Genomic DNA, 13,039 nt, shown 5'->3' with positions numbered 1-13,039 from the left:
GGACTAGGTGTCAATAAGAAAGCCACAGGAGGCACCTAAACACGATCGGCCGCGACCCGCCAGGGGGTCACGGCCGATCATGCTCTGACCTGCGAATATGTGGACTACTTCACCGCAGGGCCCACCTGGAGCGAGATCGTGGAGCCGTCCTTGGCCTCCTTGACGATCTTGATCTTGGTGTTGGTGTCAGTGATCTTCACGCCCGCCAGCGGGGTCGCCGCGTCGTAGTACGTGGAGGTGTGGTCGTTGAAGACCGGCACGCCCTTCTGGGAGGCGACCTTCGTGAGCACGTCCGCCTTGTGGAGCCGGAGCGCGTCCGTGCGGTAAAGGCTGAACGGGGAGTCGTAGGACTGGATGCGGCTGCGCATCAGCGTGCCGTCCGCCCACTTCAGCGCGGCCGGGTGCGCGTCCACCGGGAGGACCAGACCGGCACCGGGGTGCGCGGTGACGTTGTTGTCCTTCTGGGAGGTGTCCCACTTCCAGATCAACAGGCCGTTCTGGTACGGGAAGTGCTCGACCCAGGCCGGACGGGTCGTCGAGAAGCCGAAGTTGTACGGGCCGACCTTGAGGGTCTTGTCGTACGACACGTACTGGCGGTTCTCGGCGATGTAGTACTGCGGGTAGTCGTCCGTGATGGCCGCGCCGATGCGCGAGAAGCCCTTCGTGGTCCACGCGGCGTCCGCGCTCTCCGCGTTGTCGGAGAAGACCGTGGCACCGTCGGCGGTGACGGTGATCTCGTCGGCCGCGAAGCCCTTCTGGGAGACGCCGCCGTCGGACGTGTAGCGGAAGCGCAGGTCGAACTTCTTGCCCGCGTAGGCGCCCAGGGGGTACGCCAGCTTCTTGTACGCGTCCACGGTGCCGGTGAGCGCCGGCTTGCCGCTGCCGTCGCGCGGGATGGCGGCGCCGTCGACCGTGCCGTCGAGGGCCGTGTAGGTGGCGCCCCCGTCGGTGGAGACCTCGGTGTAGAGGTAGTCGTAGTCGGCCTCGATGTCGTACCAGCCGTCCAGGGTCAGGGTGGCCGAGGACTTGCCGGTGAGGTCGACCGAACGGGTCAGCGTGTTGGAGAGGTTGTTGTCGCTGCCGCTCCACCACTGGGTCGCGCCCTGCGCCGGGGTGACGACCGGGGTGGAGACCGTCTTCTCGGGCAGCTCGACGACGAGCGCCTGCGCGTTCTTGGTGTTGTACTCGGCGACACCCAGCTTGTGGTTCGACTTCTTCCCGGCCTTCGCCGTGTCGTAGTCGAGCCAGCCCAGCTGGAGCTTGTCCCAGGCGTTCATGTCGCCGGGCAGGTTGCCGATGTTGTCGCCGCCGGTACCGAGCCAGGAACCGGACGACATCAGCGTCCAGAACCCGGTCGAGTTCTCACCGGTGTTGGTGGTGTCGTAGTGGTCCGGCAGACCGAGGTCGTGGCCGAACTCGTGGGCGAAGACGCCCAGTCCGCCGTTCTCCGGCTGGATGGTGTAGTCGCCGACCCAGATGCCGGTGTCGCCGATCTGCGCGCCGCCGAGCAGGTTGCCCGAGGGGCCGGTCGAACCGGCGTCGGTGCCGAACGCGTACCAGCGGTGCGCCCAGATGGCGTCCTCGCCCTGGGCGCCGCCGCCCGCGGACTCGTCCTCACCGGCGTGCACGATCTGGAAGTGGTCGATGTAGCCGTCGGGCTCGTTGAAGTTGCCGTCGGCGTCGAAGTCGTAGCGGTCCCACTGGTCGTACGCGGCCAGTTGCGCCTTGATCTCCGCATCGGTCGCGCCTGCTGCCTCCTGCGCCGCGACCCATGCGGTGACACCGTCCTGGACCGCGTACCAGGCGCCGTCGTTCGCCAGGTTGGAGCCGTAACGGGCCTCGTTGTAGGGGACCTTGACCCAGTCCGAGACGGTGCCCTCGACCGAGTAGCGGCCCGAGGACTGCTTCTCGTAGTACTTCTTCATCGACTCGACGTTCTTGCCGGTGCCGAAGTAGAGCTTCTGGAAGTGCTCGGTGTTGTAGTCCGCCTGCCAGGCCGTGCTGTTGTCCTGGGTGCGGTCCGGCTGGGCTATCTCGTTGTGGAGCGGGCCGACGGTGCCGCCGTAGCGGCTGTCGATCTGGTCGCCGAACTCGACCAGGATCGTGAAGATCTTGTCGGTCTTCTCCCGGCCCAGTTCGACGTACTTGCCCTTGCCCTTGCCGCTCTTCAGCTGCACGACCTGCGAACCGTTGCGGTTCTTGGCCGTGGCCCTGCCGGAGATGACCTGGTTGAGGGCTTCCTCGCGCTGGGCCTCCTGGGTCTTGCTGAGCGGGCCGTCGAGGTCGTGCTCGGCGTGCTGCTGCTCCGCCGGGTCGTGCCGGTTCGTGGCCGGTGCGGCCGAAGCGCCCGCATCGGCCTCGGCGATGGCGTAGGTGGAGAAGGTGGCGGCGGCTGTGGCGAGTGCCACGCCGACGGCCGCCGTTCTGAACGTCCAGGGTCTGCTGGTCACTTGAGGGTCCCTCCCCCGCGTCCGTCCGCGCGGATGGGGGGTTCCTGGTTCGGAAGCTCTCCGCGGGCGGTATACGCGTGTAGTCAAGTGACGCAATTTGACTAGAGGTTTAGAAGAAAAGACAGACCTTGACTTGAACAGGTCAAGTGCATTATGCGGGGTTGGCAAGCGCCGTACCTCCGCCACAGCTTCGCTTTACGGACATCGGGAGCACGTCCGACGTGTCGCCCAACCGGCGCGCGGGCGCGTCCACTTGGTGGACGCCATGACTCCGTGCGCCCCCTGTGCTCCGGAGCCGTGTGTTAGGTCACGCTTACTGCGCGTTCCAGTCGGGCATGGACGCGATTAGAGTCGGTTGGCGGAACTCCGGGTGCCCGGTGGAAAGCCGGGCCGACCCGCACCTCACCCCCGTTCACCCCCCGATTCCAACGAGGACTCGATTGCCATGCCTCGTCAGACCGCGCCTCGTCCGACCGTCGCACAGCTCACCTACGGGTCGTGCACCGTGATTCTCTCGACGCTCGCCATGCTGCTGCTGTCTCAGACGGATTCGGGTCCGGGGGTCGCACTGATCGCCCTCGTGGGACTCGTGCTGGGACTGCTCGTCGCCATGACCGTGCCCCGGCCCAAGCCGGCCCGGGCGATCTCACAGATCGTCGCCTCGTCGGCCGCCCCGGCGCCGCGCGAGCTGGCAGAACTCACCGAACTTCCCAAGGAACGCGTCCCCGCCCGGGACTGAACCACCCTTGCGGCAACGGCGGTTGGGCGGGCCTGCTCATGCAGGCCCGCCCAACCGCCGTTGCCGTCTGCGGAGTTGATCAACCGGTGCTGACCACCACCGTCTTGGCCGCCTTGTCGTGCAGGCCCTGCCGGTACGGCTTGTCGAAGAAGCTCCAGCCACCCGAGATCGCCGTCCAGATGCAGGCGCAGCAGAACGCGAACGGGATCCACAGCACGAGCGACCGGACGAGCGCGCTCTGCACGGAGGGCGTGGCGCCGTTGTCGAGGTTGGCCACCCGGAGCCGCAGCCACTTCTTGCCGAGGGTCTGTCCGGTGCGGGAGATCAGGATCGTGTCGTAGGCGATGTAGAGCACGGCGGCGATGAGCGACTGGCCGATCGAGCGGCCGTACTCGATCCTGTCGCTGTCGACGTCGTACTCGTTGACGTTGAAGCCCCAGGTGAGCAGCCAGACGACAATACCGACGAGGATCATGTCGATGAGCCGCGCGAGCACGCGCCGGCCGCCGTCGGCGAGCGGGGGCATGCCCGAGAGGGGGTCGCCGGCCCCGCCGTACGGATCACCGCCGGCGTAGGGCGGGCCGCCGCCTCCGTAGGGGCTGCCGCCACCGCCGTACGGCGAGCCGCCGCCGGCGGGGCCTGAGCTGCCGTACGGATCGCCTGCGCCGTACGACGGAGGCGGTGGCTGCTTCCTGAACGGGTCGTCGTCCGGTGGCTGCTGACCGGAGCCGGGGGGCGGTTCGCTGCTCATGGCCCGAGTGGACCGCGAACCGCCCGGCTCCGCATCCGGCGAGGGGCCGTCCGGGGGACCGAATCAGGTGACGCGTACGCCGTATCCGGCCGCCCCTCGTCGAACGTACGGCCGCTGCCTGTCCGTGCGAGCTCAGCCCGCCACGAAGGTGTGCGCCGCCTTGTCGTGCCAGCACTGGCGCCACGGACGGTCGAACAGGCACCACAGGACACCCACGACGCCGATGCCGAGCAGTCCGGGGACCGCGTAGACGAGCCAGCGGCGCAGGGCCGCGCCGAACGACGGGGGCTCGTGGCCCTCGATGTCCCGGACCTGAAGACCGGCCAGCTTCTTGCCGAGGGTGCGGCCCCACTTGGCCGTGGGCCACGCCTCGCACAGGATCCCGGCCAGCAGCAGCACGGCCAGCACGATGCCCAGGTACAGCCCGGTCGTGCCGTCCAGCAGCCATACGGTCACGGTCTCGCCGGAGAGCTTGGCCGCGTCGATCTTCTCCGTGACGTGGTCGACGGCCATGGTGCCCAGCGGTACGGCCGCCGCGGCGGTGAGGGCGCCGACGACCAGGGTGTCCACGAGCCGCGCGAACAGCCGCTTGCCGAGGCCCGCCGGACGGGCCGACGCCTGTCTGCGGGCGGCGGCCTGGAACACGTCCTCGACCGGCGGCTTCCAGGGCGCGAGGCGCTGCTCTCCGCCCTCCTCCGGCCCGGCCAGGCGGTGCACCTGCTGGGCCCAGGAGGGCTGGCCGCCGCCGACGCCGGGAGCCATCGCCGCACCGGCGCCGGGGGTGTTCTGCTGGGGGACGGCCGGGGGTGCGGGCAGCAGGGCGGGGTTCGCGCCCTGGGCCGCCGCCGCGCGGGCCGCCGCGGCCTTTCCGGCGCCGAAGCCACGGCCGCTTCCGGGTGCGGGTGCGGGCGCGGGTGCCGTGACAGGGCCCTGCGCGCCCTCCGGCGAGCCCGTGCTCCCCGGCTGCGCGCCGCCCGCCCCGCCTTCGCTCCCCGTGCGCGGGGAGAGCGCACGGAAGTTCACGGCGCCCGCGGAGGGCACGGGGCCACGGGTGCCGGGGACGCCTCCCTCGGCGCCGGTCGCGGCCGGTCCCGGAGTGGGCCGGCGGAACACGAACGTGCCCGACTCGGGGATGTCACCTGCGTCCGGCTCCATCGGCGGGATCGTCGTCGAACCGTCCGTACGGGCCGACCGCCCGTCCGGCTGGACCGCGGGCTCGCGCGCCGCCCCGGGGCCGGCCGTCCTCGGGTCGGCGGCCGGTGGTGCCGGGAAACCCCAGGAGACCTGGCGGTCCCGGTCGCCGCCGAACCCGGACTGATGGGAGCGGTCGGCGCCCCAGGCTGACGCCGGTTCGGGCCGGCTGCCGTGCTGGGCCTCGGCCGGGGTCGCCCGGCGCGGCTCGGCGCCCTGCGACTGCGGGTCCTCGTCGAAGAAGTGCGGCCCGGTCTCCTCGACCCGCGCCGCGGCGGGCGCACCGTCGGACTGCGCCGGGCGGCTGGTTCCCGGCACCCAGGCGGTGCCGTTCCAGAACCGGACATATCCAGGAATGGACGGGTCCGGGTAAAACCCTTCGCGGGGCCTGTCGTCACCGGGTGCCGGGGTTGGGGCGCTCATGTCCGTCGTCCCGTATCTGCTCGGGGGTCATTTGGGGTGCCCCACATCTATCAGACCGGCGCACGCGCCGATGCCCGTCCCGCGCTACCTACTCCCTTCGTGACAGCTTCTGCCATCCGTCGCGACGGCTCCGACACCGTTCGCAAAAAACTTCTCCGAAAAACCTCTCGGAACCCGCGTAATGCTGACGCCTCCCCGCGCTCTCTCCTCGTACGGGCCCGCGGTGGGCCCGTGCGAAGCGCCCGTCGCGCTCGCCGAGAGAGAGGAAGTACCCGCCATGAGTCACGCCATGAACACGGTGGTGGAACGGGAACTGGAGCTGAAACTCATCCTGTCGCCGGAGCGGAGCATTCCCGTCCCCGCCCGCCTCACCTACCGCACCAACGATCCGTTCGCCGTCCACATCGCCTTCCACATCGGCTCCGAGAACCCCGTGAACTGGACGTTCGCCCGCGAACTCCTCGTCGAGGGGGTGTTCCGGCCGTGCGGGCACGGTGACGTCCGGGTGTGGCCGACGAAGGTCGACGGGCGCAGCGTCATCCTGATGGCGCTGAGCTCACCCGACGGAGACGCACTGCTGGAGGCGCCCACCGCCCAGGTGTCGGCGTGGCTGGAGCGCACCCTGCGGGCGGTCCCTCCGGGCTCTGAGGCCGAGCAGCTCGGCATCGACGACGGCCTCGCCGAGCTGCTCGCACCCACCGTGGCCGATGACCTGTGGCTGCGGGACCCGTGGCCGTCGGACGAGTCCCAGGACGGGGAGGGATAGGCATGACACGCGCTCCCCGTCCGGCCCGTACCGCCCGTCGTTCAGAACAACTTGCCCGGGTTCAGGAGGCCCAGCGGGTCGAAGGCGGCCTTGACCGCCCGCTGCATCTCCAGGCCCACCGGGCCCAGCTCGCGTGCCAGCCACTCCTTCTTCAGGATGCCGACGCCGTGCTCCCCGGTGATGGTGCCGCCGAGTTCCAGGCCGAGGGCCATGATCTCGTCGAAGGACTCGCGGGCCCGCCGGGACTCGTCGGTGTCCCGGGCGTCGAAGCAGACCGTGGGGTGGGTGTTGCCGTCGCCCGCGTGGGCGCACACCCCGATGGTCAGCCGGTACTTCCCGGCGATGCGCTCGACGCCCTCCAGCAGCTCGGCGAGCCGCGACCGGGGTACGCACACGTCGTCGATCATCGTCGTGCCCTTGACCGCTTCGAGCGCGACGAGGCACAACCGCCTTGCCTGGAGGAGGAGTTCGGACTCGGCGGCATCGTCGGCGGGAACCACCTGCGTGGCCCCGGCCGCCTCGCAGAGCGCGCCGACGACGGCCAGGTCGGCGGCGGGGTCATGGGTGTCGAAGGCGCAGAGGAGGAGTGCCTCGGTGGTCTCCGGGAGGCCCATGTTCGCCAGGTCGTTGACGGCCTTGACGGTCGTACGGTCCATCAGTTCGAGGAGGGACGGCACGTGACCGCCCTCCATGATCCGGCACACGGCGTCGCAGGCGGCGGCGGCCGAAGCGAACTCGGCAGCCAGCACGAGCTGCTGGGGCGGCTGCGGCTTCAGCGCGAGCACCGCCCGTACGACGATGCCGAGGGAGCCCTCGGAGCCGACGAACAGCCGGGTGAGGTCGTATCCGGCGACGCCCTTCGCGGTCCGCCGCCCGGTGGACATGAGCCGCCCGTCGGCCAGCACGACGTCCAGGCCCAGTACGTACTCGGCCGTGACGCCGTACTTCACGCAGCACAGGCCGCCGGACGCGGTGCCGATGTTGCCGCCGATCGTGCACATCTCCCAGCTGGAGGGGTCCGGCGGGTAGTACAGGCCGTGTTCGTTGACCGCTCGGGAGAGCGTGGCGTTGATGACGCCGGGCTCCACGACGGCGATGCGGTCGACCGGGTTGATCTCCAGGATCCGGTCCATCTTCACCAGCGACAGCACGATGCAGCCCTCGGACGCGTTGGCCGCGCCCGACAGCCCGGTCCGGGCGCCCTGCGGGACCACCGGGACGCGCAGCTCGGTGGCGACACGCATGACGTGCTGGACCTGTTCGACCGTGCGTGGCAGTACGACCACGGCCGGGGCCCCGGCCTCGCAGAAGCTCGCCATGTCGTTGGCGTAGGCGGCCGTGACGTCCGGATCGGTGAGCACGGCCTCGGCCGGCAGCTCCGCGAGCAGCCGGTCCGTGAGGTTGCCCTGAGCTTCGTCGGGTGCGGCTTGGATACGGCTCATGATCACAGCGTCGCATCCGGGGCCATCGGTGTGAACCCCGGCCGCGAGGCGCTTTCGGTACGGGAATCCGGTCGTCGTACTGACGCACAGTGAGCGCCATGGAGATGGAGAGAGTCCGCGTTCGTGCCCTCCCCCGCCCGTTGATCGCCGCACTCGCGGGGTGTGCGGTACTCGGCGGCGCGCTGATGCTGCTGCCCCCGGACCGGACCGGACCGGCGCCCGCACCGGCGCCGGGTCCGGCGGCCCGGGCGGAGCTGGCGGTGACCGGTGGGGTGCCGGCCGCGCTGCCCGACCTGACGGCACTCATCGGCGACCGTGAGGCGTACGTACGCACCCATGCGCGTGACGGGCAGGCCTGGGCGCAGCTCGGCTCGGCCTATGTGGAGCGCGGGCGGCGGACGGCGGACGCCGCCGACTTCCCGAGGGCCGAGCGGGCACTGCGTACGTCGCTGAAGGTGCGCCCGGCGGCCGGGGCCCGGAACACCGAGGGGCTGGTGGGCATGGCCGCGCTGGCGAACGCGCGGCGCGACTTCCCGGCCGCCCGGACGTGGGGCGAGGCGGCGCTGCGCCAGGCGCCGAAGCGCTGGACGTCGTATCCGCCGCTGCTCGACGCGTACACGGGTCTCGGCGACTACAAGGCGGTCCGGCGGACGCTGGAGCGGCTACAGGCGCTGCGCGCCGGGACGGCGGTGCCGGCGGTGCTGGCGCGGGCGGCGGGCGTGTACCGGGACCGGGGGTGGCGCGAGGACGCGCAGGCGGCGCTCGCGGACGCGGCTGCGCGGGCCGCGACCCCGGCCGAGGAGGCCGAATGGCAGTACCGGGCGGGCGAGTTGGCCTGGGAGCGCGGCGAACCGGCCGAGGCGCTGCGGCACTTCGGGGCTGCCCTGCGCCTCGACCCCGGGCTGTCGTCCGCGCGGGCGGGCCAGGGACGGGCGTTGGCCGCGCTGGGCCGTACACGGGAGGCACCGGACGCCTACCGGGCGGCTCTCGCCAAGCAGCCGTCGCCTCAATACGCCCTGGAGCTGGGCGAGTTGTACGACTCCCTGGGCCGGCCGGCGGACGCGCGGGCCCAGTACGCGGCGCTGCGGGCGCTGGTGGCGAAGGAGCAAGCCGGTGGCGTGGACGGCGAGTTGCTGCTCGGTCGGTTCGAGGCGGACCACGGGGACGCGGGCTCGGCCGTACGGCGGCTGCGCGCGGAGTGGGCCCGGCAGCCGGGGCTCGATGTCGCGGACGCGCTGGGCTGGGCGATGCACCGGGCGGGCAGGAGCGAGGAGGCGCTCGCCTGGGCGAAGCGGACGACCGACAAGGAGCACGGCGCCGAGGTGCGCAGCGCCCTGTACGTGTACCACCGGGGCATGATCGAGCGGGAGTTGGGCCTGACGGGTCCCGCGCGCCGGCATCTGGAGGAGGCGCTGCGGATCAGCCCGTACTTCTCGCCGGTGGGCGTGCCGGCGGCGAAGGAGGCGCTGCGGGAACTGGGGGCGCTGTGACCCAACGCCCCCTGCCCGTAGGCCTATTGGCTGCTCACAGGTTGCCGCGCTTGTCCTGCTCCCGTTCGATCGCCTCGAAGAGGGCCTTGAAGTTGCCCTTGCCGAAGCCCATCGAGCCGTGCCGTTCGATGATCTCGAAGAAGACGGTCGGCCGGTCCTGGACCGGCTTGGTGAAGATCTGGAGCAGGTAGCCGTCCTCGTCGCGGTCGACGAGGATCTTCAGCTCGCGGAGGGTCTCGACGGGGACGCGGGTTTCGCCGGCCCACTCCCCCAGGGTGTCGTAGTACGAGTCGGGTGTGTCGAGGAACTGGACGCCGGCCGCCCGCATGGTCCGTACGGTCTCGACGATGTCGCCCGAGTTGAGGGCGATGTGCTGGACGCCCGCGCCGCCGTAGAACTCCAGATACTCGTCGATCTGGGACTTCTTCTTGGCGATGGCCGGCTCGTTGATCGGGAACTTGACCTTCAGGGTCCCGTCGGCGACGACCTTCGACATCAGCGCGCTGTACTCGGTGGCGATGTCGTCGCCCACGAACTCCTTCATGTTCGTGAAGCCCATGACCCTGTTGTAGAAGCCGACCCATTCGTCCATGTGGCCGAGCTCGACGTTGCCCACGCAGTGGTCGATCGCCTGGAAGGTGCGCCGGGCGGGCGGTTCGACGATCGGCGAGGCGGCGGCGAACCCCGGGAGGTAGGGGCCGTCGTACCCCGTGCGCTCGACGAGGGTGTGGCGGGTCTGGCCGTACGTGGCAATCACGGCGAGGACGACGGAGCCGTGCTCGTCCTTCAGTTCGTACGGCTCGGCCAGCGAGCGGGCGCCGTGCTCGACGGCGTAGGTGTACGCGGCGCGGGCGTCCGGGACCTCGATCGCGAGGTCGACGACGCCGTCGCCGTGCTCGGCCACATGCGCGGCGAGGAAGTGGCCCCAGGTGGTGGCGGCCTTGACGACGGAGGTGAACACGAACCGGGCGGAGCCGTTCTCCAGGACGTACGACGCCGTCTCGCGGCTGCCCGTCTCCGGTCCGGAGTAGGCGACGAGCCGCATGCCGAAGGCCGTGGAGTAGTAGTGCGCCGCCTGTTTGGCGTTGCCCACGGCGAAGACGACCGCGTCCATTCCCTTGACCGGGAAGGGATCTGCCTGCCGGGCGGTGTCGGGAGTGTGGTGTGTGGTCTGCGTCATGACCGCAGCCTGGTCCCGCCACAGCAAGATGCGCAACAGTTTGCGCTGAGGCTGGACATTCTGCTCAGCTGTGGGCACGGAAGTACGGGCTTTGTGTACAGGATGACCATCCCGTCTGGGGGGCTGCTGTGACGATCGACGAGCTGGACGGGCGGATCATCGTGCTGCTCGCACGGGAGCCGCGGATCGGCGTACTGGAGATGTCCCGACGGCTCGGGGTGGCGCGCGGGACGGCGCAGGCGCGTCTCGACCGGCTTCAGTCGAGCGGCGTCATCCGGGGGTTCGGACCGCAGGTCGACCCGGCGGCCCTCGGCTACCCGGTCACCGCCTTCGCGACGCTCCAGATCCGCCAGGGCCAGGGGCGGGACGTGCGGGCCCACCTGGCGTCCGTACCGGAGGTGCTGGAGCTGCACACGACCACCGGCAGCGGGGACATGCTGTGCCGGCTGGTGGCCCGCTCGAACGCCGATCTCCAGCGGGTGATCGACCGGGTCGTCGGTTTCGACGGCATCGACCGGGCCGCCACGGCGATCGTCATGGAGAACCCCGTTCCACTGCGGATCATCCCGCTGGTGGAGCAGGCGGCGTCGGAAGACGGCGGCTGAACGGGGACGGACGACGGCTTCGCGGCTTCCCCGACTTCCAAAGAAGTAGTTGCAAAGAAATCCTTGCAAGGATTTCTTTGCAACGCTATCTTTGTACTCATGCCGGAGCAGCCCGAAGAACTCACACCCCACGTACTCGACGCCCGCTCACTGCGCGGTCTCGCCCATCCCCTGCGGATGCAGCTCCTGACCTCCCTGCGCCGCGGCGGGCCCGCCACCGCCTCCCAACTGGCCGCGAAACTGGGCGAGTCGAGCGGCGCGACCAGCTATCACCTGCGCCAGCTCGCCGCGCACGGCTTCGTCGAGGACGCTCCCGGGCACGGCAAGGGGCGGGAGCGCTGGTGGAAGGCGGCCCACGAAGGCGTGCAGTTCGACGACGCCCTGCTCAGCGACCCCGACCCGGCCGTCCGCGGCGCCGCCGACCTGTTCATCCATGAGGTCGCGAACATCCACACCCGAGAGATCTCGACCTGGCTCGGCAATCCGAACGACTGGTCCGACGCGTGGAAGCGCTCCTCGGACCTGAGCGACATGACGCTACGGCTGACACCCGAGACCGCCCTGGAACTGATCCACCGGATGCACGAACTCGTCGACAGCTACCGCTCCCAGGCCCCGGCCGAGGGCACCCCGGACGCCGAGACGGTACGTGTCCACACCCACGTCTTCCCGACCCGCACGAGCTGACCTGAGAGGCTGCCGCCGATGAACCCCGAGCCCTACCTCGCCCCCCACCACCTCCGCGCCGCCGACCTCCGCGCCGAGGCCGACGCCCACCGGCTCGCCCTCGCCGCCAGGCGCCCCGCGACACGGGACCTGCGCACCCGCGTCGGCTGGACCCTCGTCGAGGTCGGCCTGCGGCTGGCCTCCGCACCGCCGAGGCCCCGGATCGCCTAGGACCCGTCCGGCAACGGCCGGGGCCACCCGCTGGACTCCCGTACGACCAACGGCGGATCCACCTCGTGCAGGACTCGTTCCGTCGAGCCGGGGTTCGTGATCTCGTCGACCAGCAGGCCGATGCCCTCGGTGGCCACCGCGTCGAAGTCCTGCGCCACCGTGGTCAGCGCGGGCTGCTGGAAACGGGCGGCCGGGATGTCGTCCATCCCCACGACGCTCACCTCGTCCGGAACCCGGCGGCCCCGCTCGTGCAAAGCCCTGACCAGGCCGATCGCCATGTCGTCGTTGGCCACGAAGACCGCGGTCATCGCCTCGTCGGCCGCCAGCCGCAGGCCCGCCTCATAGCCGCTCGCGCAGGACCAGTCCCCCTCGACGGGCTCGGCCACCGGCAGGCCCGCCTCGGTCAGGGCCGACCGCCAGCCGTCCGCTCGGTCACGGGACGCCCACCACTGCCCGGGGCCCGAGACATGCCGGATCTCGGTGTGCCCCAGGTCGATGAGATGCCGCGTCGCCACATACCCGCTGCGGTCCGACTTCTCCGCCGACCGGATGCGCCGCGCCGCGACCAGACCGGGAAAGCGGCCGATGGTGAGGATCGGGACGTCCAGCCAGACCTTGACGGGGCTTCCCTCGTCGATCGCCTCCGACAGCACGATGCCGTCGACACCCTGTTCGAGGAGGCTGTCGATGGCCTCGGCGGTGCTGTGCTCGTCGTCCTCGGTGGTGTGGGCGACGCTGACCGAGTAGCCGAGTCGGCGCGCCGAGCGCTCTATGGCGACGAGCATGGTCATGGGTCCGTAGAGGCGGGTACCGAGGGAGATCACGCCGAGGCGCCGGCTCCGGCCCGAAGTGAGGCTGCGCGCCGCGCCGTTGGGGCGGTACCCGAGCTGCTGGGCCGCCCGCAGGACCCGCGTCCGGAGCTCTTCACGGACGTACGGCTCGTTGTTCATCACCCGCGAGACCGTCTTCTGGGAGACACCGGCGAGCCGCGCGACATCACTGCTCGTCGCCGGTGGCCGCGAGACGCCGTCACGACCAGAGGTACCCGTACCGGCCACCGAAGTCCCTTCTTCACCAGACTGCGCTGTCAGAAAACCGTTGGGAT

12 protein-coding genes are annotated in these 13,039 nt (G+C 70.7%); 6 read left to right on the top strand and 6 right to left on the bottom strand.

The window, feature by feature from the left end; genetic code table 11:
- Positions 1-104: 104 nt before the first annotated feature.
- Positions 105-2,450, bottom strand: a complete 2,346-nt coding sequence (locus OG595_RS26710) for an immune inhibitor A domain-containing protein (RefSeq protein ID WP_329276285.1) — start codon at positions 2,448-2,450, stop codon at positions 105-107.
- 445 nt (positions 2,451-2,895) lie between these two features.
- Here OG595_RS26710 and OG595_RS26705 point away from each other — a divergent pair, with 445 nt between their 5' ends.
- Positions 2,896-3,189: a hypothetical protein gene (locus OG595_RS26705; protein ID WP_329276284.1), complete on the top strand. Its 294-nt coding sequence runs from the start codon at positions 2,896-2,898 to the stop codon at positions 3,187-3,189.
- 79 nt (positions 3,190-3,268) lie between these two features.
- Here OG595_RS26705 and OG595_RS26700 read toward each other — a convergent pair whose 3' ends face one another.
- Both OG595_RS26700 and OG595_RS26695 read right to left on the bottom strand, forming a co-directional pair.
- On the bottom strand, positions 3,269-3,940 hold the full coding sequence (locus OG595_RS26700) for an RDD family protein (RefSeq protein ID WP_329276282.1): 672 nt from the start codon (positions 3,938-3,940) through the stop codon (positions 3,269-3,271).
- 132 nt (positions 3,941-4,072) lie between these two features.
- Positions 4,073-5,554, bottom strand: a complete 1,482-nt coding sequence (locus OG595_RS26695; protein WP_329276281.1) for an RDD family protein — start codon at positions 5,552-5,554, stop codon at positions 4,073-4,075.
- 289 nt (positions 5,555-5,843) lie between these two features.
- Here OG595_RS26695 and OG595_RS26690 point away from each other — a divergent pair, with 289 nt between their 5' ends.
- Positions 5,844-6,320: an SsgA family sporulation/cell division regulator gene (locus tag OG595_RS26690; RefSeq protein ID WP_329283211.1), complete on the top strand. Its 477-nt coding sequence runs from the start codon at positions 5,844-5,846 to the stop codon at positions 6,318-6,320.
- 41 nt (positions 6,321-6,361) lie between these two features.
- Here the strand turns inward: OG595_RS26690 and OG595_RS26685 are convergent, their stop codons facing one another.
- Entirely contained in the window at positions 6,362-7,768 is a 1,407-nt protein-coding gene (locus OG595_RS26685; RefSeq protein WP_329276279.1) for an FAD-binding oxidoreductase, read from the bottom strand.
- Between the two features lie 92 nt (positions 7,769-7,860).
- On the opposite strand from OG595_RS26685, the gene OG595_RS26680 reads away from it, so the two are divergent.
- Positions 7,861-9,252: a tetratricopeptide repeat protein gene (locus OG595_RS26680; RefSeq protein ID WP_329276277.1), complete on the top strand. Its 1,392-nt coding sequence runs from the start codon at positions 7,861-7,863 to the stop codon at positions 9,250-9,252.
- Positions 9,253-9,286: 34 nt separating this feature from the next.
- Here OG595_RS26680 and hppD read toward each other — a convergent pair whose 3' ends face one another.
- Entirely contained in the window at positions 9,287-10,432 is a 1,146-nt protein-coding gene (hppD, locus tag OG595_RS26675; protein ID WP_329276275.1) for a 4-hydroxyphenylpyruvate dioxygenase, read from the bottom strand.
- A gap of 128 nt (positions 10,433-10,560) precedes the next feature.
- Between hppD and OG595_RS26670 the strand changes: the two genes are divergently transcribed.
- The 3 genes from OG595_RS26670 (at position 10,561) to OG595_RS26660 (ending at position 11,934) form a co-directional block, all read left to right on the top strand.
- Positions 10,561-11,037, top strand: coding sequence for an Lrp/AsnC family transcriptional regulator (locus OG595_RS26670; protein ID WP_329276273.1), 477 nt, complete (start codon positions 10,561-10,563; stop codon positions 11,035-11,037).
- A gap of 99 nt (positions 11,038-11,136) precedes the next feature.
- Positions 11,137-11,724, top strand: a complete 588-nt coding sequence (locus tag OG595_RS26665; RefSeq protein WP_329276270.1) for an ArsR/SmtB family transcription factor — start codon at positions 11,137-11,139, stop codon at positions 11,722-11,724.
- A gap of 18 nt (positions 11,725-11,742) precedes the next feature.
- A complete protein-coding gene (locus tag OG595_RS26660; protein WP_329276268.1) occupies positions 11,743-11,934 on the top strand; it encodes a hypothetical protein in 192 nt (63 codons plus the stop codon).
- On the opposite strand, the gene OG595_RS26655 is transcribed toward OG595_RS26660, so the two are convergent.
- The gene (locus OG595_RS26655; RefSeq protein ID WP_329276266.1) at positions 11,931-12,992 is read right to left on the bottom strand and encodes a LacI family DNA-binding transcriptional regulator; all 1,062 of its coding nucleotides are present in this window, start codon (positions 12,990-12,992) and stop codon (positions 11,931-11,933) included. The two genes, OG595_RS26660 and OG595_RS26655, sit on opposite strands and share 4 nt — an antisense overlap.
- Between the last annotated feature and the right edge of the window lie 47 nt (positions 12,993-13,039).

The organism is Streptomyces sp. NBC_01451 (assembly GCF_036227485.1).
Lineage (GTDB): Bacteria > Actinomycetota > Actinomycetes > Streptomycetales > Streptomycetaceae > Streptomyces.
This window is presented reverse-complemented; position numbering and strand designations above follow the sequence as displayed.